This is a genomic window from Serratia sp. BNK-23, assembly GCF_047456145.1.
GTDB classification, from domain to species: domain Bacteria; phylum Pseudomonadota; class Gammaproteobacteria; order Enterobacterales; family Enterobacteriaceae; genus Serratia; species Serratia nematodiphila.
On sequence record NZ_CP179900.1, the window covers coordinates 474,695 to 499,152 of the forward strand.

A 24,458-nucleotide genomic window follows, 5' to 3' on the forward strand; every position below is an offset into this window, starting at 1 on the left:
CGCCTGAGCGATACTGTCGCCGGTGAAATAGTGCGTTTACGCCGCAAATTTGCCGTAAAATTGAGCGAAAAAGGGATTGAAGGACCTTAAATCAGCAGCTCATGGGAAAAATTTGCTGGACGCTTGTGAAAATTGGTGTGATAACTTTCGTGATTCGAACCCCGTGCCGCACGGCAAGTAAGGAGCCCGAGATGGCGACGTTTTTGAGCGAAGATTTCCTGCTGGACAACGAATTTGCCCGGCGCTTGTATCACGACTATGCGGCGCCACAGCCGATTTTCGATTATCACTGCCATTTGCCGCCACAGCAGATCGCGGAGAACACCCGCTTCAGCAACCTGTACGATATCTGGCTGCGAGGCGATCACTATAAATGGCGGGCGATGCGCACCAACGGCGTGGCGGAGCGGCTGTGTACCGGCGATGCGGGCGATCGTGAGAAATTCGACGCCTGGGCCGCCACGGTGCCGCATACCATCGGCAACCCGCTCTATCACTGGACGCATCTGGAGCTGCGTCGGCCGTTCGGCATCACGGATACGCTGCTGTCGCCGGCCACGGCGGATGAGATCTGGCAGCGCGGCAATGCGCTGCTGGCGCAGGATGAGTTTCGCGCGCGCGGCATCATGCGGCAGATGAATGTGAAAATGGTGGGCACCACCGACGATCCGATCGACGATCTGCGCCATCATCGGGCGATCGCCGACGATCGTGGCTTCGATATCAAGGTATTGCCGAGCTGGCGGCCGGACAAGGCTTTCACTGTCGATGCACCGGGCTTCAATGACTATCTGCGGCAGCTGGAGGCGGCGGCGGATACCGCCATCGGCCGCTTCAGCGCGCTGTGCGACGCCCTGTACAAGCGCATGGATCACTTCGCCGCCCACGGCTGCAAGGTGGCCGACCATGCGCTGGACGTGGTGGTGTTCGGCGAGGCCGATGAAGCGGCGCTGGATGCGATCCTGCTGCGCCGCCTGAACGGCGAGCTGCCGACGCCGGAACAGAGCGCCCAGTTCAAAAGCGCGGTGCTGCTGTTCCTGGCCGGCGAGTACCGGCGCCGCGGCTGGGTGCAGCAGTATCACATCGGCGCGTTGCGTAATAACAACAGCCGCATGCTGGCCGCCGTCGGGCCGGATATCGGTTTCGATTCGATCAACGATCGGCCGCTGGCGGAGCCGCTGTCGCGGCTGCTGGATGCCCAGGCGCGGCAGGGCGGCCTGCCGAAAACCATTCTCTACTGCCTCAACCCGCGCGATAACGAAGTGATCGGCACCATGATCGGCAATTTCCAGGGGGAAGGCACGCCGGGCAAGATGCAGTTCGGTTCCGGCTGGTGGTTCAACGATCAGAAGGACGGCATGCAGCGCCAAATGACGCAGCTGGCGCAGCTCGGGCTGCTGAGCCGCTTCGTCGGCATGCTGACCGACAGTCGTAGCTTCCTGTCGTATACGCGCCATGAATACTTCCGCCGCATCCTTTGCCAGATGATCGGCCGCTGGGTGGCGGACGGCGAAGCGCCGGCGGATATCGCGCTGCTGGGCGAAATGGTGAAAAACATCTGCTTCGACAACGCCAAAGACTATTTCGCCATTGAACTGGCGTAGCCGTTATCCGGGACCGGTTTATGCAAAGTACGATAAAGATTCACGAGCAGGATAACGTGGCGGTGGCGCTGCGCGATCTGGCTGCCGGAGAGTGCGTTGAGCTGGAAGGCGCGGTCATCCAACTGGCGCAGCCGGTGGCGCGCGGGCACAAATTTGCGCTCGGCCCGATCGCCAAGGACGAGGACATCATCAAATATGGCCAGCCGATCGGCCATGCGCTCGCGGCCATCGGGCCGGGGGAGCATATTCATTCGCAAAACGCCAAAACCAACCTGAGCGATCTGGACAGCTACCGTTACCAACCGCAGTTCCCGACGTTGCCGCCGCAGGCCGCGGATCGCGAGGTGCAGTTGTACCGACGGGCCGGCGGCGAAGTGGGGATCCGCAATGAGCTGTGGATCGTGCCGACCGTCGGCTGCGTCAACGGTATCGCTCGCCAGATCCAGCAACGCTTTTTGCAGCAAACGCAGGCAGAGGGGATCGACGGCGTGCATCTGTTCAGTCACCCGTTCGGCTGCTCGCAGCTGGGGCAGGATCATGCCAACACCCGCATCATGCTGCAGAACCTGGCGCGCCATCCCAACGCCGGCGCGGTGCTGGTGATCGGGCTGGGTTGCGAGAACAATCAGGTGGATGCCTTTCGCGCCACGTTGGGGATAGAGGACGAGCGGCGGCTGCGCTTTATGGTGTGCCAACAGCAGGACGACGAAGTGGAAGCCGGGCTGGCGCTGTTGCACGAGCTGTACCGGGAGATGCGCCACGATCGCCGCGAGCCGGGCCGCCTGAGCGAGCTGAAGTTCGGCCTGGAGTGCGGCGGTTCGGACGGATTGTCGGGTATCACCGCCAACCCGCTGCTGGGGCGGTTCTCCGATTATGTGATCGCCAACGGCGGCACCACGGTGCTGACCGAAGTGCCGGAGATGTTCGGCGCCGAGCGCATTCTGATGAGCCGCTGCCGCGATGGGGAGACCTTCGACAAAACCGTCGACATGATCAACGATTTCAAACGCTATTTCATCGCCCATCAGCAGCCGATTTATGAGAACCCGTCGCCGGGCAACAAGGCCGGCGGCATCACCACGCTGGAGGAGAAATCGCTCGGCTGCACCCAAAAGGCGGGGTTAAGCCAGGTGGTTGACGTGCTGAAATACGGCGAGCGGCTGCGCGTGCCGGGGCTGAATCTGCTCAGCGCGCCGGGCAACGACGCCGTGGCGACCAGCGCGCTGGCCGGCGCCGGCTGCCATATGGTGCTGTTCAGCACCGGGCGCGGCACGCCGTACGGCGGCTTTGTACCGACGGTGAAGCTGGCCACCAACAGCGAGCTGGCGGCGAAGAAACCGCACTGGATCGATTTTGACGCCGGCAGCCTGATCCACGGCGTGGCGATGGAGACGTTGCTCAGCCGCTTCATCGATCTGATTGTCGAGATCGCCAACGGGCGTCCGGCGCGTAATGAAACCAACGACTTCCGCGAGCTGGCGATCTTTAAAAGCGGGGTGACGCTGTAAGGCTGACAAAAAAGGCGCTCGAAGGAGCGCCTTTTTGATGAAGCAACGCGCGATTAACGCACCTTCAGCGGATCTTCGTTCGCCAGCCGCTGGTCTTCCGCCTGGCAGGCCGCGGCGGTGAACAGCACGTCGGTGGAGGAGTTGAGGGCGGTTTCCGCCGAATCCTGCAGGACGCCGATGATAAAGCCGACCGCCACCACCTGCATCGCAACGTCATTCGGAATGCCGAACATGTTGCACGCCAGCGGGATCAGCAGCAGCGAACCGCCGGCCACGCCGGAGGCGCCGCAGGCGCACAGCGCCGCCACCACGCTCAGCAGCAGGGCGGTCGGGACGTCCACCGCGATGCCCAGCGTGTTTACCGCCGCCAGCGTCAACACGGTGATGGTGATCGCCGCGCCGGCCATGTTGATGGTGGCGCCCAGCGGGATGGAAACCGAGTAGGTGTCCTCATTCAGGTTCAGCTTCTTGCACAGTTCCATGTTCACCGGGATGTTGGCGGCGGAGCTGCGGGTGAAGAAGGCGGTCACGCCGCTCTCGCGCAGGCAGGCGAACACCAGCGGATACGGGTTGCGGCGGATCTTCCAGTAAACGATCAACGGGTTGAGCACCAGCGCCACCAGCAGCATGCAGCCAAGCAGCACCATCAGCAGCTGGGCGTAGCCCCACAGCGCGCCGAAGCCGGTTTCCGCCAGCGTGGAGGCCACCAGGCCGAAGATGCCGAGCGGCGCACAGCGGATCACCGCGCGCACCACCAGCGTGACCGCATGGGACATGTCGTTGATCAGCCCCTTGGTGGTCTCGGAAGCGTGGCGCAACGCCAGCCCCAGACCGACGGCCCAGGCCAGAATGCCGATGTAGTTGGCGTTAATCAGCGCATGGAACGGGTTGGCCACCACGCTCATCAACAGGCCCTTCATCACCTCCACAATGCCGCCCGGCGGGGTAATGTCCGTCGCGCCGGTGGTCAGCGCCAGCGTGGAAGGGAAGATAAAGCTGACGACCACCGCCACCAGCGCGGCGGCAAAGGTGCCCAGCAGGTAGAGGAACAGGATCGGGCGAATGTTGGTCTTCTGCCCCTGTTTATGGTTGGCGATCGAGGCCATGACCAGAATCAGCACCAGCACCGGCGCCACCGCTTTCAGCGCGCCGACGAACAGGGTGCCGAGTAGGCCGACCGCCGCTGCCGCCGCCGGTGAAACCAGCGCCACCAGAATGCCGGCCACCAGGCCGACCATGATTTGTTTGACCAGGCTGCCCTGCGTGATCTTTTGTAGTAGTTTTTGCATAGTGCTTTCTTCCTGATGTTATCTGGCCGCCGCGGCGGGAACGACGCCGGGCAGCTTTATATGATTCTGTAACTAAGTGTGTTTGCCGAATCAGTATTCAGCAATCGAATGATGTTGGAAAGAGGCGAGGGTGAAATTCTGAGCGCGGATCAACACTTGATAACATACTGGTTACATTTGTGTGATCGCAATAACGTTTGGCGTTTTGGGGGAATTGCCAAACAATCACGGGGCGACTAGCGCCCCGGATAACAGATTATGGTTATTTCTTCGCCAGGCGATCGTTGCGGTGATTGACCCAGGCGTTGATCAGCAAGGTGAACGTCAGGATGCCCGCCACCACGCCGAGCGAAACGCCGATCGGGATGTGGAAGAAGTCGATAATCAGCATCTTGATGCCGATAAATACCAGGATCACCGACAGGCCGTATTTCAGCATCGAGAACCGTTCCGCCACGTTGGCCAGCAGGAAGTACATGGCACGCAGGCCCATAATGGCAAACAGGTTGGAGGTCAGGACGATAAACGGATCGGTGGTTACGGCGAAGATCGCCGGAATGCTGTCCACCGCGAAAATCACGTCGCTCAGTTCCACCAGGATCAGCACCAGCACCAGCGGGGTGGCGAACAGAATGCCGTTGCGGCGCACGAAGAAACGCTCGCCTTCCAGGCTGTCGGTCATGCGCAAGCGGCTGCGCAGCCATTTCACCAGCGGTTTGTCGCCGATCGCCGAGTCATCTTCCTTCGCCAGCGCCATTTTAATACCGGTGAACAGCAGGAAAGCGCCGAACAGATACAGCAGCCACTGGAACTGGCTGACCAGCCAGCTGCCGGCGAAGATCATGATGGTACGCAGCACGATCGCGCCCAGCACGCCGTAGATCAGCACCCGCCGTTGCAGGTTGGCCGGCACGGCGAAGTAGCTGAACAGCATCAGCCAGACGAACACATTATCCACCGCCAGCGCTTTTTCGATCAGGTAGCCGGTCAGGAAGGCCAGCGCCTGGGTATCGGCGACGGCGCGCCCGGCGGTTTCATTCAGGTAGTACCAGAAACCGAAGTTGAACAGCAGGGAGAGGCTGACCCACACCAGCGACCAGCTGGCGGCCTGCTTCATAGTCATGGTGTGCGCGCCTTTACGGCCCTGCAACAGGAGATCGATTGCGAGCATCACGACTATGACGGCGGCAAAGCTGCCCCATAACCACGGTGTGCCAACGGAATTCATCATCAGAGGTATCCTTCAAAAACAAAAACGGCCAACGTCGGAAGACGCCAGCCGCTCTGTGAACGCTGCAAGCAAACCTCGCCTTCCGGCAAGGTCTCACTTACAACGTTGATGAAGGTGGTTACACCTTTGACATCAGGTTGCCCGGTAACCGGATGCTTGCGCATCGTAATGACGATTGACCGGCAATGAAGTTACTCCCCTTTGCAGAGCAGAAAGTAATGCAAAATGTGTCGGCGGTCAACGTGAATCGCGTTAACCGGCCATCGCTTTTTGCGCGCCGAGGCTGACGACGAATCCCTGCAGCAGCAGGCGGCTGAATGGCGTGTCGCTAACCTGTTGTTGTTGCTGTTGGTAGCGGGCCTGCTGCTCGGGATGCAGCTCGCCGAGCCACTGCAGATACTGGCTCATCACCGCGCCGTTGAATTCCGGGTGGAACTGGGTGGTCAGGGCGTGATCGCCATAGCGCAGGATTTGGTGCGCGTCCTGCTGCGAACGCGCCAGCGTCTGCGCGCCGGCGGGCGGCGTCAGCACGCTCTGCGAGTGGATCAGGTTGGCCTTGAAGCGCGGCGGCAGCAGGGTGAGCCGCCGATCGTCGGCCGCGGCGGGCAGCAGTTCGATCTCCAGCGTACCCACCTCCATGCCCTGCGGGTGGTAGCCCACTTCGCCGCCGAGCGCGTAGGCCAACAGCTGGTGGCCGTAGCAGACGCCGAACAGCGGCAGTTTGATCGCCATCGCCTGGCGCAGCCATTCGGCGGCTTCCTCGCTCCACGGCAGCCGTTCGGTCACCATCGCCGGCGAGCCGGTGATGACTACGCCGCAATAGGCGGCAGGCGGCAACGGCCGTTCGCCGGCGGGCAGGTGCACGATGTGCGCGCGTTCGGCGTCGATATTGCCTTGTTGCAGGAACATGCCATCAAAGTTGGCCAATTCCTGACGAATGGCCTGCGGCGCGTCGCCGGTTTGCATCACGAGCAGCGGTTTCATCTCATTCTCCGTCGGCGGGGAAGACGACGCCGGTCTGGCGGCGGATATCGGTCAGCAGGCGGGCGACGATCAGCGAATTCTCCAGCCCCGGATGCTCCACCCGGTGATTTTCCACCAGCTCGGCAAAGGCCAGCGCCTCATACAGCATGGTGTTGATGTGCTGCGGCTGGCTCAGATCCTGGCGGTTGCCGCCGCGCGGCGTCAGCGCCACGCCCTGGCACTCGGAAATCTTGTCGATAATCAGCGTGCCTTCCTCCCCCTGGATCTCGCTGGGGATCGCCGAGTCGCTGACCTTGGAATGGGAAAGCGTGACGTCGAAATCACCGTAGTTCAGGCAGACGGTGCCGTGGGCGTCAACGCCGGTATCGAGCAGTGTGGCGCTGGCGAGCACCGACTGCGGCGCGCCGAACAGCGCTACCGCGCTGGCCAGGCAGTAGTAACCGATATCCATGATCGAGCCGTTGGAGAACTGCGGGTTAAAGGTGTTGGGGTTCTCGCCGGCGAGGTAGCGCGGATAGCGCGAAGAGTATTGGCAGTAGTTGATAAAGGCTTTGCGTAACCGGCCGACGTTCGGCAATGCCTGTTGCAGCGCCAGAAAATTCGGCAGATAGGCGCTTTTGAACGCCTCGAACAGCACCACCTGGTTTTCCCGCGCGCAGGCTACCAGCTGTTCCGCTTCGCGCTGGTTGGAGGCCAGCGGTTTTTCGCAGATCACGTGCTTTTTATGGCGCAGGAACAGCAGCGATTGCGGGCAGTGCAGGGAATTGGGGCTGGCGATATACACCGCGTCTATGGCGTCAGACTGCGCCATCGCCTCGAGCGAGTCGAAAAACTGCGTGACCTGATAGTTGGCGCCAAACGCCTGCGCCTGTTCCAGCGAGCGTGAATACACGGCGCTCAACTTGAGTTTGCCGCTTTCATGGGCGGCATCGATAAAACGTTCCGTAATCCAGTTGGTGCCGACGACGGCAAAGCGAATCATGGCGAGCTCCGGTCCAGGCTTAAAACCGCAGATTATCACGCCCTCATTCGCTATGCATATAGCTCGCCGAACAGCGAAAGGTGCGTCAGATACAGCCGGGTATCGAACTCCAACTGGTGGTAATCCGGCTCCATATGGCAACACAGGCTGTAGAACGCCTTGTTGTGATCTTTCTCTTTCAGGTGCGCCAGCTCATGCACCACGATCATGCGCAGGAACGGTTCGGGCGCGACCTTGAACACCGTCGCCACGCGAATTTCCGCCTTGGCTTTCAGCTTGCCGCCCTGCACGCGGGAGATGGCGGTGTGCAGGCCCAGCGCGTGCTTCATGACGTGGATCTTGCTGTCGTAGGCCACCTTGCTCAGCGGCTGGGCGTTGCGCAGATACTGGTTTTTCAGATCGACGGTAAACTGATACAGCGACTTGTCGGTGGTGCAGTCATGCACCTGCGGATAGCGCTGCAGCAGCACGTCTCCCAGCCGATTCTGATGGATCAGTTGCTGCACCTGGCTTTGCAGATGCGTTGGGTAGCCTTGCAGGTAGGCGAGTTCGATGTCATGCATGAGTGATATTGCGTCCCAGTATTTCTTTGATTGGCCGCAGCCGCACACGTTGCGCATCGGCCTGTCTGGCTTCCCAGCGATCGTGTGCCGCCTGCAGGTTTAGCCAAAAGTCGGCGGTCGTTTCGAACAGGTCGGCAAACAGGTTGGCCTCGGCAACGCTCATGCGTCGATGCCCGTTGCACAGGCGGTTAACAGTGGCACGGGTGACGCCCAGTACCTTCGCCAGTTCTTCCTGGCCGATGCCCAACGGCGTTAAATACTCTTCCTGCAGCACTTCCCCCACCGTGGTGGGTTCGCGAGTCGTGGTTTCCAACATAGGTTCCCCCTCGTTCAGGTATCTTGGTGAGGATCGAGGTAAATTTTTTCAGCGGCATCATGCCGCCACTGGAACATCAGCCGCCAGTGCATATTGACGCGCAGACTTGACCATCCCTGAAATGGCCCGGATAGCCGCTTGTAATAGTTACCCGTGGGGTGATGCAAATCACGCTCTTGCTGCGCGGCGGCCAATATATCGAGCTTTCTGGCCAACTGCCGCTCGAGCACGCCGGGGATCAGACGGCTGCGTTTGCCTTCCAGATAGAACTGCTCCAGATAGCGATCGCGGAAAGATTTAATCATGCTTTCCCCCTTCCATAGGGACTGGCAGTGTAACATTTAAAGTTACACCTCGTCAGGTTAAAAAAACGTCGACATGGGTGCTTGGGAGGGAAAGGTTAATGTTGTTAAAGGAGAAAAGGGACGCGGGTTTTCAGATACGCGGCGCAATACGCAATTTATCCGAAAAAACATTTTACTGACGGGCGTTTTTAGGGGATAAACAGCCCAAATTTTATCAGTCAGGAGGGGCAATGAGCCAACTCGATCTGGGAACACAGCAACTTGAGCTGGAGCGTTATCCCCAACAGGAAGAATCCACCCAACTGCAGGCGTGGGAAGCGGCGGACGAATATCTGCTGCAACAGCTTGAAAACGTAGATATCGGCGGCCGCCCGGTGCTGATTTTCAACGATAACTTCGGCACCCTGGCCTGTGCGTTGCACGCGCATCGCCCTTACAGCGTCAGCGACTCGTACATGAGCCAGCTGGCGACGCGCCACAACCTCAAACTCAACGGTCTGGATCCTGAGCAGGTCACGCTGCTGGACAGCCTGGCCGAGCTGCCGGCGGCGCCGGCAGTGGTGCTGATTCGCGTGCCGAAAGCGCTGGCGCTGCTGGAACAGCAGCTGCGCGCGCTGCGCCACGTCGTGACCGAAGACACGCTGATCGTCGCCGGCGCCAAAGCCCGCGACGTGCATACCTCGACGATGCAGCTGTTTGAAAAAGTGCTGGGCCCGACGCGCACCAGCCTGGCGTGGAAGAAAGCGCGTCTGATCTTCTGCCAGGCGGCGGATATCGTCCCGCCGGCAGCGGCGGAAACCACCGACTGGACGCTGGACGGCACCGATTGGCTTATCCATAACCACGCCAACGTCTTCTCGCGCGGCAGCCTGGATATCGGCGCGCGCCTGTTTATGGAACATCTGCCGCGCGGCCTGAACGGCCATATCGTCGATCTGGGCTGCGGCAACGGCGTGATTGGCCTGACGGCGCTGGCGCAAAACCCGGAAGCGCAGGTGACCTTCGTCGATGAATCTTACATGGCGGTGGCCTCCAGCGAGCTGAACGTGGAGCACAACCTGCCGCAAGAGCTGGACCGCTGTCAGTTTGAGGTGAACAACGCGCTGGCAGGCATCGAGCGTGAAAGCGTGCAGGCGGTGCTGTGCAACCCGCCGTTCCACCAGCAACACGCCATTACCGATCACACCGCCTGGCAGATGTTCTGCGACGCCAAGCGCTGCCTGCAGGTGGGCGGTGAACTGCGCATCGTCGGCAACCGTCACCTCGACTACCATCAGAAGCTCAAGCGCCTGTTCGGCAACTGCACGCTGGTGGCCTCGAACAAGAAGTTCGTGATCTTGAGAGCGGTGAAATCCGGCGCGCGTCGCTGAGCGTGAATAACAAGGGGCGCCGGGCGCCCCTCTGGCTGTAGACAAAGGGGGAAAAAGCGTGGTTTTTCCCCCTTTGTGGATATCAGCCGAAAATCAATAAATTGATTTTCCTTGTTCTCTATTCGCTGCTCTCTGCCAACCCGGCATGGGGATGAGGTTTGTCATCAATATCAGGGGCGCCGGGCGCCCCTTTTTTACAGCGTCATCGCCAACCGCGTACCCTGATCGATCGCGCGGCGGGCGTCCAGCTCGGCGGCCACGTCGGCGCCGCCGATCAGGTGCACGGTTTTCCCCATCGCCAGCAGCGGCTGCTGCAGTTCGCGGCGCGGTTCCTGCCCGGCGCAAATGACCACCGTGTCCACCGGCAGGCAGCTGTCTTGCTCGGCGCGGGTGATGTGCAGCCCTTCGTCGTCGATCAGCCGATAGCTGACGCTGTTGAGCATCTTCACGCCGCGCATCGCCAGGCTGGCGCGGTGGATCCAACCGGTGGTTTTGCCCAGGCCTTCGCCCACTTTGCTGGTTTTGCGTTGCAACAGATAGATTTGCCGGGCGGCGCGTGGCGCCTGAGGGCCTTGCTCAGCCAGACCGCCGCGCTGTTCAAGGCGCCCGTCGATGCCCCATTCGCGGTTGAATTCCGCCTGATCCAGGCTGCTGGACACGCCGTGCTGGCTGAGGTACTCGGCGGTATCGAAGCCGATGCCGCCGGCGCCGACGATCGCCACCCGCTGGCCGACCGGTTTTTTATCGCGCAGCACGTCCAGATAGCTCAGCACCTTGGCGTGCCCGATGCCGGGGATGTCCGGGGTGCGCGGCACGATGCCGCAGGCGAGGATCACCTCATCGAATTCGCTTAAATCCGCCGCTTCGACCTTGACGCCCAGCCTGACCGTCACTTCACGCAGCGCCAGCTGGCGGCGGAAGTAACGCAGCGTTTCATGGAATTCTTCCTTGCCGGGGATCTGCTTGGCGATGTTGAACTGGCCGCCGATCTGCTCGGCGGCGTCGAACAGCGTCACCCGATGGCCGCGGCTGGCGGCGGTGGTGGCGAAGGCCAGCCCGGCAGGGCCGGCGCCGACCACCGCCAGTTTTTTCGGTTTTTCCGCCATCGTCAGCGGCATTTCGGTTTCGCGGCAGGCGCGCGGGTTGACCAGACAGGAAGTCAGCTTGCCTTCAAAAATCTGGTCGAGACAGGCCTGGTTGCAACCGATGCAGGTATTGATCTCGTCGGCGCGCCCTTCGGCGGCTTTTTGCACAAAGGCGGCGTCGGCGAGGAACGGGCGCGCCATCGACACCATGTCGGCGCAGCCGTCCGCCAGCACCTGCTCGGCCACCGCCGGATCGTTGATGCGGTTGGTGGTGATCAGCGGGATGCTGACCTTGCCCATCAGCTTGCGGGTCACCCAGCTGAATCCGGCGCGCGGCACCATGGTGGCGATGGTCGGAATACGCGCTTCGTGCCAGCCGATGCCGGTATTGATGATCGTGGCGCCCGCCTGTTCGATCGCCAGCGCCAGCTGCTCGATCTCCTGCCAGCTGGAGCCGTCTTCCACCAGATCGAGCATCGACAGCCGGTAGATCAGAATGAATTCCGGGCCCACGGCCTGGCGCACCGCCCTGACGGTTTCGACGGCGAAGCGCATGCGATTGGTGAAGCTGCCGCCCCATTGGTCGTCGCGCTGGTTGGTGCGCGTCGTCAAGAATTGGTTGATCAGATAGCCTTCGGAACCCATCACCTCAACGCCGTCGTAGCCGGCCTGCTGCGCCAGCGCCGCACAGCGGGCGAAATCGGCGATGGTTTGCTCAATCTCCGCTTCGCTGAGCGCGCTCGGCGTAAACGGGTTGATCGGCGCCTGCAGCGCGGAAGGGGCCACCAGCTTGGGTTGATAGCTGTAGCGGCCGGTGTGCAGGATCTGCAGCGCAATTTTGCCGCCCGCCCGGTGGACGGCCTCGGTCACCGGTCGGTGGTGAGGCAATTGCGTCTCGCTGTTGAGGAGCGAACCGCCGCGAAACACTACGCCCTGTTCGTTCGGGGCAATGCCGCCGGTGACGATCAGCGCCACGCCGGCGGCGGCGCGCTCGGCATAGAACGCGGCCAGGCGCTGCGGGCCGTCGGGCAGCTCTTCCAGGCCGGTATGCATCGATCCCATCAGCACCCGGTTTTTCAGGGTGGTGAAGCCGAGATCCAGCGGCGCCAGCAGGTGAGGGTAATTGCTCATTGCACTCTCCATCGGGTGAAATCGGGGCCCGTTGTTATAATTATGTGAACACAAGTGGTCGGATGAGATAAATCTAGCCGTTGTCGCGCCGCTTGGGAATCTGCGTTGCGCCGAATGTGATAGATGTCATGAATCTCAGACTCTGTTTGCATAACGAACAAAAGATCGGTTAGCCTTTACGCGTTGCAAATTCCTTCTCTCTGCGGAGCCATAACCGAAAATGAACAACCACGCCTGTTGATATCTGGTCCCACGCCGTGCGCTCTCGCGCCCTGTGGGGATGTTTTGATCTCATTCAGGAGTGCTTATGGCTCATTTAGCGCAGTCCCCTTATTTCGTTTTACATCAACTGACCTGCCAATTTGCTGACGGCGAAACGCTGTTCGGCCCGCTGGATCTCGCTTTTGATCGGTCGCGCTGCGGCCTGGTGGGGCGCAACGGCGTTGGCAAAACCCAGCTGCTGCGCCTGATCGCCGGATTGGATCTGCCGGGCAATGGACACGTTGAATCTCATGCCGCAGTAGCTTACGTTGCGCAGCAGCCGGAGATCGCGCCGCACACTACGCTGGCGCAGCTGCTGGGCTACGGTGAGGTGTTCGCCGCGCTGGCGCGTCTCGAGCAGGGGCGGCCGTTGACGGACGATATCGATCGTCTGGAAGGGCGCTGGGATCTTCACGATCGTCTGCAAAACGCCTTTGCCGCCGCCGGGTTGCCGGCCTTCGATCCGTTGCGATCCGCCAGTTCGCTGAGCGGCGGCGAGCGGATGCGCGCGTCGCTGTGCGGCGCCTTGCTCGGCGAAGCGGATTTTCTGCTGCTGGACGAACCGACCAACCACCTCGACAGCGCCGGCCGCGCCTGGCTGTATCAGCAGTTGGATCAGTGGCGGGGCGGACTGTTGATCGCCAGCCATGACCGGCAACTGCTGGGGCGCATGGAGCGCATCGTCGAACTGACGCCCGGCGCGCTGCGCAGCTACGGCGGCAACTATGAGGACTACCGGCGCCAGCGCGATACGGAGCAGCAGGCGGCGCGCGCCGATCTGGAGCATGCGCGCGAGGAGCGCCGCCGCACCCGCGCTCGCCAACAGAAAGAGCACGACATGAGCCAGCGGCGCTCGGCGCAAACGCTGCGCGTCGTCGATACGCTGAATATCGCCTCTTTCGAACGGGTGGCCTACAAGTCGGCGGCGAAGGAGAGCCTCGGCACGCTGCGCAAACAGCATCAGGATCGGCGCGACAGCCTCGATGCGGCGGTGCGTGAAGCCTATCAGCGGGTGGAGGAGGAACCGCCGGTGTTGCTGGCGCTGCCGGGCAGTGAAGTGAACGCGAACAAGCAGGTGCTGGTGCTCGAGCGGCTGCAGCTGCCGTTCGTCAGCGCGCCGCCGCTGGATTTGCGGATCGACGGCCCGATGCGCGTGGCGTTGACCGGCCCCAACGGCTGCGGAAAATCCACCTTGCTGAAGACCCTTCTCGGGCAGCTGACGGCGCTTTCCGGCCATTGTCATTGCCCGCTGTCGACGGCCTACCTCGATCAAACCCTGTCGCAGCTCGATCCGGGCCTGTCGGTGATGGAACATCTGGGGCTACAGGATTCGCCGCTGGCGGAAGGGGCGTTGCGCACCCGGCTGGCGCAGCTGCAGCTTGGCGCGGATCGCATCGCGTTGCCGCTGGGCTCGCTGAGCGGCGGTGAACGCTTGAAGGCGGCGCTGGCCTGCGCGCTGTGGCGGCGACAACCGGCGCAGCTGCTGTTGCTCGACGAGCCGACCAACCACCTGGATCTGGCGTCGTCGCTGGCGATCGAAACCGCGCTGGCGGATTTCCCCGGCGCGATGCTGGTGGTGTCGCACGACGAAGACTTCCTGCAGGCGCTGAGGCCGACGCACCGCCTGAACAGGCAAGCGGACGGCTGGCGGCTTCAGGCCTGGTGAGGCAGGCGGGCGGCGATCTGACCTAGTGCGGGGCGTTGATGCACGCCAGCAGCTGGGTGAAGGCGGCGGCCATTTGCTCTTCCGGCACGCAGGCAAAGCCCATCAGCAGGCCGCGCCGGCGGTTGGGCTGCATATAGTAGCGCGACAGCGGCCGCACCAGCACCCCGCGCGCGCCGGCGGCGGCGGCGATCGCCACGTCGTCGGCCTCGTCCGGCAGGTTGAGGATCAGGTGCAAGCCGGCGTTGCTGTTGAATTCGCTGAGCGCCTGCTTGCCGAGATGTTGTTCGATCAACCCGGTCAGGAAGGCGCGCCGCCGGGCATACAGCAACCGCATGCGGCGGATATGCGCCGTGTAGTGCCCCGCCTGAATAAACTCCGCCAGCGCGCTTTGGATCAGCAGGTGCCCGCCGCGGTACAGCTCGGCATGGGCGGTTTTCAGCGCCTGCACCAGCGGCGGCGGCAACACCACATAGCCGAGGCGCAGCGCCGGGTAGAGCGTTTTGCTGAAGGTGCCGATATAGATCACCGGCGCGTCGGCTTCCAGCCCTTGCAACGCCGGGATCGGCTGGCCGGAAAAACGGAATTCGCTGTCGTAGTCGTCCTCGACGATCCAAGCGCCGGCGTTGCGCGCCAGCGCCAGCAGCCGTTGGCGGCGCGCCAGACTCATCACCGAGCCGAGCGGATACTGGTGCGACGGGGTGACGAAAATCAGGCGGGGCGGCGTCGTGGGCTGCTCCGGCGGCACCAGCCCGGCCTCGTCCACCGCCAGCGGGCAGACGTTCAGCGCATTGATGCGCAGGATATTGCGGATCCCCCAATAGCCCGGCTCTTCGATCCAGGCGTCATCCCCCGGATTGCACAACATGCGCGTCACCAGATCGATCGCCTGATGGATGCCTTCAGTGATCAGGATCTGTTCCGGCGAGCAGCGTACCGAGCGCGCCACCCGCAAATACTCCACCAACGCATGCTGTAGTTCCGGGCTGCCGCCCTGATTGCTGTAGGTCAGCCGCTGCGGCGCCGGGCGGCGGCTGAGGCGCGCCTGGATCTTGCTGAACAGCTGATGAGGAAAGGCGTTGACGTCGGGCACGCCGGGAATGAATGCCCCCCACTGTTTGGGGCTGGCGCTGGCGTGGTGCAGCAGCGTGGCGCCGCGCTCCGACAGTTCGACGCGCCGCGGTTGCCCGCTGGCGTCCGCCGGGGCGCCGCCGGTGGAGAGGCAGCTGTCCGGCACCGTGTCGGCGACGAAGGTGCCGCTGCCGGCGCGCGCCGATACATAGCCTTCCGCCAGCAGTTGTTCATAAACGGTTAACACGGTGTTGCGGGACAGGCTGAGCTCCTGCGCCAGATCGCGCGAGGCGGGCAGGCGGCTGGAGGGCGGCAGGCTGCCGTCGAGAATGCTGGTGCGGATCGCGTTGTAAAGCCGCTTGTGCAGCTTGTCATCGGGCTGTTCGCCGAGGCGCTGCAGCAACAGATCACCACTCAATGAGCGCAATTGGATCCCTCAATTATTCGTAACTGGCACTCGATTATAGGGCCACATCCTGTGTAAATAAACGGCATTGTTTCACGAATGTGAACGAAACGTGTAACTGGCACCGACCGGAGAGAACAGCATGAAAAACGCAGAATTGAACCAACGCCGTCAGGACGCCACCCCGCGCGGAGTGGGCGTGATGTGTGGTTTTTACGCCGAGCGCGCAGAGAACGCCACGCTGTGGGATGTGGAAGGCAAAGAAGTGATCGACTTCGCCTCGGGGATTGCCGTGCTGAACACCGGCCACCGTCACCCGAAGGTGATCGCCGCGATTGAAAAGCAGCTGCAGGCCTTCACTCACACCGCCTATCAGATCGTTCCTTACGAAAGCTATGTTTCTTTGGCGGAGCGCATCAACCAGCGCGCGCCGATCGCCGGTCCGTGTAAAACCGCCTTCTTCACCACTGGCGCGGAAGCGGTGGAAAACGCGGTGAAGATCGCCCGCGCTTACACCGGCCGCCCGGGGTTGATCACCTTCGGCGGCGGTTTCCACGGCCGCACCTACATGACCATGGCGCTGACCGGCAAAGTGGCGCCTTACAAACTGGGCTTTGGCCCATTCCCCGGCTCGGTGTTCCACGGCCAGTACCCGAACGCGCTGTACGGCGTGACCACCGAAGACGCGATGAACAGCCTGGACCGCCTGTTTAAAGCGGATATCGATCCCAAGCAGGTGGCGGCGATCGTGCTGGAGCCGGTGCAGGGCGAGGGCGGCTTCAACGTGGCGCCGGCCGATTTCATGCAGGCGCTGCGCGCGCTGTGCGACCAGCACGGCATTCTGCTGATCGCCGACGAAGTGCAGACCGGCTTCGCCCGCACCGGCAAGCTGTTCGCCATGGAACACTACAGCGTTAAGCCCGATTTGATCACCATGGCGAAAAGCCTGGCGGGCGGCATGCCGCTGTCGGCGGTGGCGGGCCGCGCCGAGGTGATGGACGCGCCGGCGCCGGGTGGGCTGGGCGGCACCTATGCCGGTAACCCGCTGGCGGTGGCCGCCGCGCACGCGGTGCTGGACGTGATCGAAGAAGAGCAGCTGTGCCAGCGCGCTCAGCGCTTGGGTCAACACCTGGTGGAAGTGCTCCAGCAGGCGCGTAAAACCAGCCCGGCGATCGCCGATGTGCGCGCGCAGGGGTCGATGGTGGCGGTGGAGTTCAACGATCCGGCTACCGGCAAGCCTTCGGCGGAGATCACCCGTCAGGTGCAGCAGAAGGCGATGGAGGAAGGGCTGCTGCTGCTGAGCTGCGGCGTGAACGGCAACGTGATCCGCTTCCTCTACCCGCTGACTATCCCGGACGATCAGTTCACCAAGGCGATGGGCATCCTGTCCCGCGCGCTGGCCCACTAAGGAGCGAACGGCATGAAATTGAACAATCCCGAGCTGTTGCGCAGCCAGTGTCTGATCAACGGCGAATGGTGCGACGCCCTGAGCGGCAAGCGCGAAGCGGTGATCAACCCGGCCACCGGTGCCGAACTGGCCAGCATTCCGCTGGTCAGCGAAGAGGAAACCCAGCAGGCGATCGCGGCGGCGCAGCGGGCGCAAAACGACTGGAAACAGCTGACCGCCAAGCAGCGTTCCGCGCTGCTGTTGGCCTGGGCTGATAAGGTGCTGGCCGCGCAGGAAGATCTGGCGCAGCTGATGACCGCCGAGCAGGGCAAATCGCTGGCGGAAGCGCGCGGCGAAGTGACCTACGCCGCGTCGTTCATCACCTGGTTCGCCGAAGAGGCCAAGCGGGTGGACGGCGCGGTATTGCAGGCGCCTCAGGCTTCGCAGCGCCTGGTGGTGGTGAAGCAGCCGATCGGCGTGTGCGCGGCCATCACCCCGTGGAACTTCCCGGCGGCGATGATCACCCGCAAGGTGGCGCCGGCGCTGGCGGCCGGTTGCGCCATCATCGTCAAACCGGCCGAGCAAACGCCGCTGACCGCGCTGGCGTTGGCCAAGCTGGCGCAGGACGCCGGCATTCCCGCCGGCGTGTTGCAGGTGGTGACTGGGGAAGCGGCGCAGGTGGGCAAGGTGTTGTGCGACAGCCCGGTGGTGCGCAAGCTGAGCTTTACCGGCTCGACCGAGGTCGGCCGCATCCTGATGGCGCAGTGCGCGCCGAGCATCAAGAAACTGTCGCTGGAACTGGGCGGTAATGCGCCGGTTATCGTGTTCGACGACGCCAATCTGGACGCGGCGGTGGCGGGCATCATGGCCTCCAAGTTCCGCAACAGCGGCCAGACCTGCGTGTGCGCCAACCGCATCTACGTGCAGGACGGCATCTACGAGCGGCTGGCGGAGAAGCTGGTGGCGGCGGTCGAGCAGTTGAAAGTCGGCGACGGCAGCCAGGAAGGTACCACTCAGGGGCCGCTGATCGACAGCGATGCGGTGGCGAAGGTGCAGAGCCACATCGACGACGCGCTGATCAAAGGGGCGCAGATCGCCACCGGCGGTCAGCCGCACGCGCTGGGCGGCACCTTCTTCCAGCCGACGGTGGTGACCGGCGTGACGCAGAAGATGCGCTTCGCCAAAGAAGAGACCTTCGGGCCGGTGGCGCCGCTGTTCCGTTTCCATGACGAGGCGGAAGCCATCGCCATGGCCAACGACACCGAATTCGGTCTGGCCGCCTATCTGTTCACGCAGAACGCTGCGCGCCAGTGGCGAGTGCCGGAAGCGCTGGAGTACGGCATGGTCGGCATCAACACCGGGCTGATTTCCAACGAAGTGGCGCCGTTCGGCGGCGTGAAACAGTCAGGGCTCGGGCGTGAAGGATCGCGCTACGGGATAGAAGAATATCTGGAGCTGAAATACCTGTGTATCGATGTGAGCCGTTGAGCGTCAGGACGTTAACCCATCCCGGCGGCCAGCGTCGCCGGGCGATAAAGGATGATGCATGTCTGATAATATCTCTGTTTCTCCGGCGCTTGCCGCCGGGGTGCGAGCACCTGCACCCGCCAAATCGTTAAGTTTCCTCGAAGGGGTGGCGATGATCGTCGGCACCAACATCGGCGCCGGCGTGCTCTCCATCGCCTACGCCTCCAGCAAGGCGGGTTTCCTGCCGCTGCTGTTCTGGCTGGTGCTGGTGGGGAGCCTGACCACCATCACCATGCTGTACGTTGCCGAATCCACGCTGCGCACCCGCGCGCATCTGCAGCTGAGCGGGCTGGCGAAGCGCTACGTCGGCGGCCTGGGCGCCTGGTTGATGTTCGCTTCGGTGTGCGTCAACAGCGTCGGGGCGCTTACCGCCTACATGACCGGCAGCGGCAAGCTGCTGCAATCGCTGTTCGGCATCTCGCCGGCGCTGGGCAGCCTGCTGTTCTTCGTACCCGCCGCCGGCGTGCTCTATCTCGGTTTGAAAGCGATCGGCCGCGGCGAGAAGTTCATCAGCATCGGCATGGTGGTGATGCTGACCGCGCTGGTGGCGGCGACGCTGCTGAAAGACACCACTCAGATGCGCAACCTGCTGGACGGCGACTGGCGCTATATGGTGCCGGTGTTCAACGTGGTGGTGTTCTGCTTCTCGGCGCAGTACATCGTGCCGGAGATGGCGCGCGGCTTTGCCGATAAGCCGGAGCAGCTGCCGAAGGCGATCATCGTCGGCATGGTCGTGACCTTCATTTTGCTGGCGGCGGTGCCGATGTCGGTGATCGCGCTCAGCGGGCTGGATGACATCTCCGATGTGGCCACCATTTCCTGGGGCCAGGCGCTGGGGCAGTGGGCGTTCTTCTCCGCCAACATCTTCGCGCTGTGCGCGATGCTGACCTCGTACTGGGGGTTGGGCGGCAGCTTCCTGACCAATATCTTCGACAAGTTCCGGCTGGGCAACGACGAGTTGCCGCTGCGCCGCTTCGGCGTGCTGCTGCTGGTGGTGGTGCCGCCGTTCGCGCTGGCCTACAGCGGGCTGGTGTCGTTCGTCAACGCGCTCTACTTCGCCGGGGTGTTCAGCGGGGTGATCCTGTCGATCATGCCGATGCTGATCCTGCGCGGCGCGCGCAAACACGGCGACCAAACCCCACGCTGGCAGTGCAACTGGATCACGCATCCGCTGCTGCAGATCAGCATTGTGTTGCTGTACCTGGCCAGCGCGGTGTACGCCATCGCTTCATTGTTAGGCTATCTGCCCTCTGGATGGTGATTTGCCTTCCCTCAAGCAGTGATGTTGTTTCTCGGCATTGAGAACGGCGGCGTCGTGGCCGCCGATTTTTTTCCTCAGGCGCGTCGTTTTTCCGACAGCGCCAGCCAGGCCTGCACCGACGGGCGCTGCCACTGCTTGTGCGCATAGTGGCGCACGCGCTCCGGCACCGGATCGCCGTGCATTACCAGCCGGTTGAGCATCAGCGCCAGATCGGTGTCGGCGATGCACCACTCCCTGAACAAATTATCCTGCCCGTGGCTCAACAGCTTTTCCACGGCGGCGATCAGCTTGCGCGCGGCCTCCTGCGCGGCTTCGGACAGCGGCGGGAACTTGCCGTTGTTGAACACCACTTCGGTCGAGCGCTCGGCGCGGATCGGCAGCAGATCGCTGCGCAACCAGGCCTGGATCTCGCGCGCCTTGGCGCGCAGCTTCACGTCGCGCGGGTACACGGCGTGGGCCGGGTGGATGTCTTCCAGGTATTCGGCGATTGCTGAAGACTCCGAGAGCTGAAATTCGCCGATCGCCAGCGTCGGCACCCGGCGGGTGAGCGACAGCGCCGCGTAGGCCGCTTCTTTGTTCTCTTCTTTCGCCAGATCCACCGGCTTCACGGTGAACGGAATGCCTTTTTCCGTCAGCACGACAAAGGCGGACATGGCGTACGGGCTGAAAAATTCACTGTCGGTATAAAGCTCGGTGATCGGTTGAGACATCGGCGGTTCCTCGGGGTTAAGGGGGGAACATTCATCATTGTCGAGGGGAGGCTAAAAATCAATCTGTTAGCCTAAAAGTTCTTGGGCGGCGCGGTTTACGGCGCCGTGAGCTCCTTCAGGATGATGTGATATATTTGTTGCCAACACGTGAATTGAGCCGTATTGGGTAACATGAAGACGCAGTGGATAGAACGAGTGAAAGTGGGATGCGCGCGCCTGTGGCCGCACCCGCTGGCGGTGGGCAAACGAGAGATGCTGATTTCCAGCGTTGGCGCCGGTTTGGGGCTGATGCTCGCCGGCTGGATCAGCCACTTTATTTTGGGCGAGGTAAACCTGTGGTTTATCGCGCCGATGGGCGCTTCGGCGGTGCTGCTGTTCGGCGTGCCCAACAGCCCGCTGGCGCAGCCCTGGTCGATCGTTGGCGGCAATGCGCTGGCGGCGACGGTGGGCGTGAGCGCCGGTCTGCTGATCCCCGATCCGGGCCTGGCCTGCGGCGCTGCGGCGGCGGTGGCCATCGGCCTGATGTTCAAGCTGCGCTGCCTGCATCCACCCGGCGGCGCGGTGGCGCTGACCGCCATCCTCGGCGGCCCCGGCATTCATCAGATGGGCTACCACTTCGTGTTGTACCCGGTGCTGCTGAACTCGGTGCTGCTGGCGGCGCTGGCCATTCTGTTCAATAACCTGGCCGGGCGGCGCTACCCGCACGCGCTGGCGCCGGCGGAGGCCAAGCCGGCCAATCTGCCGATCGATGCCGTTTCCATCACCCGCGCCGATCTGCACGAGGCGCTGATGGAGGGGGATCTGTTCGATATCGATGAGGACGATCTGCAGGAGATCCTGCTGCGTGCTGAGCAGCTGGCGCATCAGCGGCAAAGCAAGACCGCCTGATCAGCCCAGCGTTTTGCGGTAAAACACCACCCGTTCCGTTTCGGCAAAGCCCAGCGCGGCATGCAGGCGCTGGGAGTCCAGATTGGCGATATCGGTATCCGACGCCAGCTCGCTGCAGCCCTGTTGCTTCGCCCACTCCTGCACTTGCGCGATCAAACGCGCCGCCCAGCCCTGGCGGCGGGCGCGTTCGACGGTATAAATCCCTTCCAGAAACGCCACCGGCGACGATTCGCAGCCGTTGACGTAATCGTAGCGCAGTGCGGCCTCGGCAAAGCCAACGAAAGCGCCGTCCAGCCCCCGCGCCATAAACGCGGTGTGGTGCGGCGAAGCCAATATTTCGCGCATCTCCGCGCGGTGTTCTTCCAACGGACAGGTGGGCCACTGCGCTGAGCGCAGCGCCAGCCAGGCGTCGAGGTTGTCGTGGTCGCAGATGACGATCATGCGGGATCCTTATCCGGCAACTGAAGGGAGTGGGGTGATAATATCACGTTGCGCCGCCAGCGAACGGCCGGATGCGTCGGCGCATGTGAGTAGCCTGCCCTGGATCGTTCGTCGCAGATTGTGATCCCATCATCAACGTCATCGAAAGACGGGGATCGTACCCGAGGCCGTACGCCGCTCGCCGGCCTCTTTAAGTCTGCGCCCCAGTTCGGCGATGCGACGTTCGCCGGCTTCCAGCGCGGATGCTGAGGTATGTACCGAATAGGAACCGAGGTGCAGCGGATACGGGTGAGGCACGGCTGAGCCGAGAACGAATACGGCATCTTCATTGCCGGATGCTTCAAGCGCTATGGGCATTTCCCCCGGTTCGAATACCACCAGCTCGCCCGCGTTGACAGGCGCGTCTGCGCTGAGACGGCCTTTGGCCAGTGCGAGCCAGCCGACAGAATGATTCGCTGGCGGCCGATAAGTCCAGCGTTCGCCCGGTTTGAGGGTGACGAGCAAGTAATTGATGCCTTCCTGCGCGGGCACCGGGCTTTGCACGCCCTCATGGTTGCCAATGATGACATGCGCCGGCCCGATTTGGCGCATGTTCCGGGCTTCGATATAACGGCTTTCCTGTTCACCGTTCTCCAGCTCGGCGGGCAGGGCCAGCCAGAGCTGGAATCCCTGGATGCGCGGCGTATCCGTGGCGGACAATTCCTTGCCGTGCCACATCCCACCGCCGGCACGCGCCCACTCCACTGCGCCATAGCCGAGCGTCCCGACAGCGCCGCTGGCGGGATCTTCGTAGTGAAAAGCGCCTTCGAGCGGCACGGTCACGGTGGCTATGCCTGAATGCGGATGCAGCGGCATGTTGGCCAGCATTGCCATGGTGCGCTGATCCGCCTCGAACAGATCGAGGAATACGAAAGGTTTAATCACCTGGCCCAGGTCGGAAGGGCTCATCAGTCGGGTGATCGGGCCGTGGCCGTGGCCTCGGGTGCGTTGTGTAATACGCCGCGGGTTGGGCGCGAGTGGTGAGGTCAACGTGGTGTTCATGATTGAATCTCCAGTTTACAAATCCGGCGCGAACGAATTCCGGGGTACGCGGCACAGCCATAGGATTGAGCGGTATTGCATCGCCGGTGGCCAGCCCAAAAAAGGGACTGGCCGCGAGCCTGCTCTTGCTGTTCTGAACCGGCCCCGATTAAGCGGTCAGGCCGTCAATCTGAGCCGCAGCTGCATCGATGGCGACAGTGCGGTTTTCCGGGCTGAGTGCCAGTCCCTCTGCTCGAATGAAGGTGATGTCCGTAATGCCAAGGAAGCCGAAGAAACTGCGCAGATAGGTTTCCTGATGGTCCAGGAAGGCCAGTGGCGTGCCTTCGCCGTACAGGCCACCGCGGGTGGAAGCAACGATAACGCGTTTCCCCTTGGCGAGGCCTTCAGCGCCGTTTTCCGTATAGCGGAAAGTTCTGCCTGGCACTGCAAGTCGGTCAAGCCAGGCGCGCAGCTGAGTCGGCAACGTAAAGTTATACATAGGCGCACCGACGATAATGACATCGGCGGCAAGGAAGTCGTCGACGAGTTTGGCGTTGCGGGCAACGGCCTGTTTGACGTGCTCGTCTTGCGGCTCCACACCCTGCAGAGCCAGAAATTCGGCGCTGGAAAGGTGGTTAATCGGGTCGGCGGCGAGATCGGTGTGGATGATCCCGGCGTCTGGCTTAGCTGCAGACAGCTGTTTGGCGATCGCCGCCGTGAGCTGGCGGCTAACCGATTGTTCGTTGAGAATGCTGGAATCGATATGAAGCAGTGTCATGATGAAATCCTTAGGTATAAAATGGTAACCAGGGATAACAATATAACCATGCCCTAAAATGACAGACAATAAGGCACATTAGGAGAACCCGGTATCATGAATGTGACTAATCAACCTCGAGATTTAAGACATGCCGACTGCCAAAAGATCAGCCAGGTATTGGCGCGCGTTGGTGAGAAGTGGAGTGTCCTGATCATTATGCTCTTGGCGAACGGGCCACGCCGATTCACTGAAATAAAGCGTACAATCAATGGAATATCTCAGCGGATGCTGACGCTGTGCCTGCGCAATATGGAACGAGATGGGTTAGTCAAGCGGACAGTTATTGCCGTCATGCCGCCGCACGTCGAATATGAATTGACGCCGCTCGGTTGCTCATTGACCGTACCCGTCATCGCGCTGGGAACCTGGGCGAATGAGCATATTGCCGATATTGATGCGGCGAGAACCGCATTCGACGCGCAAAATAGCGAGGCCGGTGAGGATGTTAATTCACGCTAGAGGCGGCAGGGGGGCGAATGAAATTTGCGTTCTGTTGCCAAAAGAGGCGAATGCCTGGTTGCGCCGCAGAAAAAACTAAGGGGCTACGCTGTTAACGTAACCCCTTGATAATTTGGTGGCCCCTGTTGGGTTTGAACCAACGACCAAGCGATTATGAGTGGCGTGTACAGGTCATT

General features: G+C 62.2%; 22 protein-coding genes. 9 read left to right on the forward strand and 13 right to left on the reverse strand.

The window, feature by feature from the left end; translation table 11 throughout:
- Positions 1-191: 191 nt before the first annotated feature.
- Together uxaC and ACMGF9_RS02255 are read left to right on the forward strand one after the other, a co-directional pair.
- Complete coding sequence (uxaC, locus tag ACMGF9_RS02250; RefSeq protein ID WP_004937143.1) at positions 192-1,604, forward strand: glucuronate isomerase; 1,413 nt, start codon at positions 192-194, stop codon at positions 1,602-1,604.
- Positions 1,605-1,624: 20 nt separating this feature from the next.
- Entirely contained in the window at positions 1,625-3,112 is a 1,488-nt protein-coding gene (locus ACMGF9_RS02255) for a UxaA family hydrolase (RefSeq protein WP_021505094.1), read from the forward strand.
- A gap of 53 nt (positions 3,113-3,165) precedes the next feature.
- Here ACMGF9_RS02255 and sstT read toward each other — a convergent pair whose 3' ends face one another.
- The 7 genes from sstT to ACMGF9_RS02290 all read right to left on the reverse strand — a co-directional run bounded on the left by sstT (position 3,166) and on the right by ACMGF9_RS02290 (position 8,782).
- Positions 3,166-4,401 (reverse strand): serine/threonine transporter SstT, encoded by a 1,236-nt coding sequence (gene sstT, locus ACMGF9_RS02260; protein WP_004937146.1) that lies wholly within the window; start codon positions 4,399-4,401, stop codon positions 3,166-3,168.
- Between the two features lie 262 nt (positions 4,402-4,663).
- Complete coding sequence (locus ACMGF9_RS02265) at positions 4,664-5,632, reverse strand: TerC family protein (RefSeq protein ID WP_015379153.1); 969 nt, start codon at positions 5,630-5,632, stop codon at positions 4,664-4,666.
- A gap of 252 nt (positions 5,633-5,884) precedes the next feature.
- Entirely contained in the window at positions 5,885-6,616 is a 732-nt protein-coding gene (locus ACMGF9_RS02270) for a glutamine amidotransferase (RefSeq protein WP_015379152.1), read from the reverse strand.
- Between the two features lies 1 nt (position 6,617).
- Entirely contained in the window at positions 6,618-7,598 is a 981-nt protein-coding gene (locus ACMGF9_RS02275; RefSeq protein ID WP_004937152.1) for a Gfo/Idh/MocA family protein, read from the reverse strand.
- A gap of 50 nt (positions 7,599-7,648) precedes the next feature.
- Entirely contained in the window at positions 7,649-8,161 is a 513-nt protein-coding gene (locus ACMGF9_RS02280) for a M48 family metallopeptidase (RefSeq protein ID WP_016930176.1), read from the reverse strand.
- Positions 8,154-8,477 (reverse strand): HigA family addiction module antitoxin, encoded by a 324-nt coding sequence (locus tag ACMGF9_RS02285; protein WP_015379150.1) that lies wholly within the window; start codon positions 8,475-8,477, stop codon positions 8,154-8,156. Before ACMGF9_RS02285 ends, ACMGF9_RS02280 begins: the two co-directional genes overlap by 8 nt.
- Before the next feature lie 14 nt (positions 8,478-8,491).
- Positions 8,492-8,782 carry a type II toxin-antitoxin system RelE/ParE family toxin gene (locus ACMGF9_RS02290; RefSeq protein ID WP_048325546.1) on the reverse strand — a complete coding sequence of 97 codons (291 nt, stop codon included), beginning with the start codon at positions 8,780-8,782 and terminating at the stop codon, positions 8,492-8,494.
- 230 nt (positions 8,783-9,012) lie between these two features.
- Between ACMGF9_RS02290 and rlmG the strand changes: the two genes are divergently transcribed.
- Positions 9,013-10,152, forward strand: a complete 1,140-nt coding sequence (gene rlmG / locus ACMGF9_RS02295; RefSeq protein WP_015379148.1) for a 23S rRNA (guanine(1835)-N(2))-methyltransferase RlmG — start codon at positions 9,013-9,015, stop codon at positions 10,150-10,152.
- 194 nt (positions 10,153-10,346) lie between these two features.
- Here rlmG and ACMGF9_RS02300 read toward each other — a convergent pair whose 3' ends face one another.
- The gene (locus tag ACMGF9_RS02300; RefSeq protein WP_118891652.1) at positions 10,347-12,368 is read right to left on the reverse strand and encodes an FAD-dependent oxidoreductase; all 2,022 of its coding nucleotides are present in this window, start codon (positions 12,366-12,368) and stop codon (positions 10,347-10,349) included.
- A 307-nt stretch (positions 12,369-12,675) separates the two neighbouring features.
- Here ACMGF9_RS02300 and ACMGF9_RS02305 point away from each other — a divergent pair, with 307 nt between their 5' ends.
- Positions 12,676-14,295 carry an ABC-F family ATP-binding cassette domain-containing protein gene (locus tag ACMGF9_RS02305; protein WP_118891653.1) on the forward strand — a complete coding sequence of 540 codons (1,620 nt, stop codon included), beginning with the start codon at positions 12,676-12,678 and terminating at the stop codon, positions 14,293-14,295.
- Between the two features lie 22 nt (positions 14,296-14,317).
- On the opposite strand, the gene ACMGF9_RS02310 is transcribed toward ACMGF9_RS02305, so the two are convergent.
- Entirely contained in the window at positions 14,318-15,790 is a 1,473-nt protein-coding gene (locus tag ACMGF9_RS02310; RefSeq protein WP_118891654.1) for a PLP-dependent aminotransferase family protein, read from the reverse strand.
- Positions 15,791-15,911: 121 nt separating this feature from the next.
- Between ACMGF9_RS02310 and ACMGF9_RS02315 the strand changes: the two genes are divergently transcribed.
- The 3 genes from ACMGF9_RS02315 to ACMGF9_RS02325 are packed head-to-tail and all read left to right on the forward strand — an operon-like array spanning position 15,912 to position 19,944.
- Positions 15,912-17,177 carry a 4-aminobutyrate--2-oxoglutarate transaminase gene (locus tag ACMGF9_RS02315; RefSeq protein WP_016930169.1) on the forward strand — a complete coding sequence of 422 codons (1,266 nt, stop codon included), beginning with the start codon at positions 15,912-15,914 and terminating at the stop codon, positions 17,175-17,177.
- 12 nt (positions 17,178-17,189) lie between these two features.
- Positions 17,190-18,644, forward strand: coding sequence for an NAD-dependent succinate-semialdehyde dehydrogenase (locus ACMGF9_RS02320; protein ID WP_021505087.1), 1,455 nt, complete (start codon positions 17,190-17,192; stop codon positions 18,642-18,644).
- A gap of 58 nt (positions 18,645-18,702) precedes the next feature.
- Complete coding sequence (locus ACMGF9_RS02325) at positions 18,703-19,944, forward strand: amino acid permease (RefSeq protein WP_004937169.1); 1,242 nt, start codon at positions 18,703-18,705, stop codon at positions 19,942-19,944.
- Between the two features lie 74 nt (positions 19,945-20,018).
- Here ACMGF9_RS02325 and yfcF read toward each other — a convergent pair whose 3' ends face one another.
- Positions 20,019-20,654 carry a glutathione transferase gene (yfcF, locus tag ACMGF9_RS02330; protein ID WP_004937171.1) on the reverse strand — a complete coding sequence of 212 codons (636 nt, stop codon included), beginning with the start codon at positions 20,652-20,654 and terminating at the stop codon, positions 20,019-20,021.
- Positions 20,655-20,825: 171 nt separating this feature from the next.
- On the opposite strand from yfcF, the gene ACMGF9_RS02335 reads away from it, so the two are divergent.
- On the forward strand, positions 20,826-21,542 hold the full coding sequence (locus ACMGF9_RS02335; protein ID WP_088381934.1) for an HPP family protein: 717 nt from the start codon (positions 20,826-20,828) through the stop codon (positions 21,540-21,542).
- Here the strand turns inward: ACMGF9_RS02335 and aac(6') are convergent, their stop codons facing one another.
- From aac(6') to ACMGF9_RS02350, 3 genes are all read right to left on the reverse strand, one after another.
- A complete protein-coding gene (gene aac(6') / locus ACMGF9_RS02340) occupies positions 21,543-21,983 on the reverse strand; it encodes an aminoglycoside 6'-N-acetyltransferase (RefSeq protein WP_118891655.1) in 441 nt (146 codons plus the stop codon).
- Positions 21,984-22,121: 138 nt separating this feature from the next.
- A complete protein-coding gene (locus ACMGF9_RS02345; RefSeq protein WP_088381932.1) occupies positions 22,122-23,024 on the reverse strand; it encodes a pirin family protein in 903 nt (300 codons plus the stop codon).
- Positions 23,025-23,172: 148 nt separating this feature from the next.
- Entirely contained in the window at positions 23,173-23,781 is a 609-nt protein-coding gene (locus tag ACMGF9_RS02350) for an FMN-dependent NADH-azoreductase (protein ID WP_021505084.1), read from the reverse strand.
- A 96-nt stretch (positions 23,782-23,877) separates the two neighbouring features.
- On the opposite strand from ACMGF9_RS02350, the gene ACMGF9_RS02355 reads away from it, so the two are divergent.
- The gene (locus ACMGF9_RS02355) at positions 23,878-24,282 is read left to right on the forward strand and encodes a winged helix-turn-helix transcriptional regulator (protein WP_021505083.1); all 405 of its coding nucleotides are present in this window, start codon (positions 23,878-23,880) and stop codon (positions 24,280-24,282) included.
- Positions 24,283-24,458: the final 176 nt, after the last annotated feature.

Coding starts and splice junctions, on each gene's coding strand:
- ACMGF9_RS02315 (WP_016930169.1), top strand. CDS start 15,912: ATGAAAAACGCAGAATTGAACCAACGCCGTCAGGACGCCACCCCGCGC.
- ACMGF9_RS02325 (WP_004937169.1), top strand. CDS start 18,703: ATGTCTGATAATATCTCTGTTTCTCCGGCGCTTGCCGCCGGGGTGCGA.
- rlmG (WP_015379148.1), top strand. CDS start 9,013: ATGAGCCAACTCGATCTGGGAACACAGCAACTTGAGCTGGAGCGTTAT.
- ACMGF9_RS02285 (WP_015379150.1), bottom strand. CDS start 8,477: ATGTTGGAAACCACGACTCGCGAACCCACCACGGTGGGGGAAGTGCTG.
- ACMGF9_RS02280 (WP_016930176.1), bottom strand. CDS start 8,161: ATGCATGACATCGAACTCGCCTACCTGCAAGGCTACCCAACGCATCTG.
- ACMGF9_RS02320 (WP_021505087.1), top strand. CDS start 17,190: ATGAAATTGAACAATCCCGAGCTGTTGCGCAGCCAGTGTCTGATCAAC.
- ACMGF9_RS02335 (WP_088381934.1), top strand. CDS start 20,826: ATGAAGACGCAGTGGATAGAACGAGTGAAAGTGGGATGCGCGCGCCTG.
- ACMGF9_RS02355 (WP_021505083.1), top strand. CDS start 23,878: ATGAATGTGACTAATCAACCTCGAGATTTAAGACATGCCGACTGCCAA.
- ACMGF9_RS02290 (WP_048325546.1), bottom strand. CDS start 8,782: ATGATTAAATCTTTCCGCGATCGCTATCTGGAGCAGTTCTATCTGGAA.
- ACMGF9_RS02305 (WP_118891653.1), top strand. CDS start 12,676: ATGGCTCATTTAGCGCAGTCCCCTTATTTCGTTTTACATCAACTGACC.
- ACMGF9_RS02345 (WP_088381932.1), bottom strand. CDS start 23,024: ATGAACACCACGTTGACCTCACCACTCGCGCCCAACCCGCGGCGTATT.
- ACMGF9_RS02270 (WP_015379152.1), bottom strand. CDS start 6,616: ATGAAACCGCTGCTCGTGATGCAAACCGGCGACGCGCCGCAGGCCATT.
- uxaC (WP_004937143.1), top strand. CDS start 192: ATGGCGACGTTTTTGAGCGAAGATTTCCTGCTGGACAACGAATTTGCC.
- sstT (WP_004937146.1), bottom strand. CDS start 4,401: ATGCAAAAACTACTACAAAAGATCACGCAGGGCAGCCTGGTCAAACAA.
- ACMGF9_RS02350 (WP_021505084.1), bottom strand. CDS start 23,781: ATGACACTGCTTCATATCGATTCCAGCATTCTCAACGAACAATCGGTT.
- ACMGF9_RS02275 (WP_004937152.1), bottom strand. CDS start 7,598: ATGATTCGCTTTGCCGTCGTCGGCACCAACTGGATTACGGAACGTTTT.
- ACMGF9_RS02300 (WP_118891652.1), bottom strand. CDS start 12,368: ATGAGCAATTACCCTCACCTGCTGGCGCCGCTGGATCTCGGCTTCACC.
- yfcF (WP_004937171.1), bottom strand. CDS start 20,654: ATGTCTCAACCGATCACCGAGCTTTATACCGACAGTGAATTTTTCAGC.
- ACMGF9_RS02265 (WP_015379153.1), bottom strand. CDS start 5,632: ATGATGAATTCCGTTGGCACACCGTGGTTATGGGGCAGCTTTGCCGCC.
- ACMGF9_RS02255 (WP_021505094.1), top strand. CDS start 1,625: ATGCAAAGTACGATAAAGATTCACGAGCAGGATAACGTGGCGGTGGCG.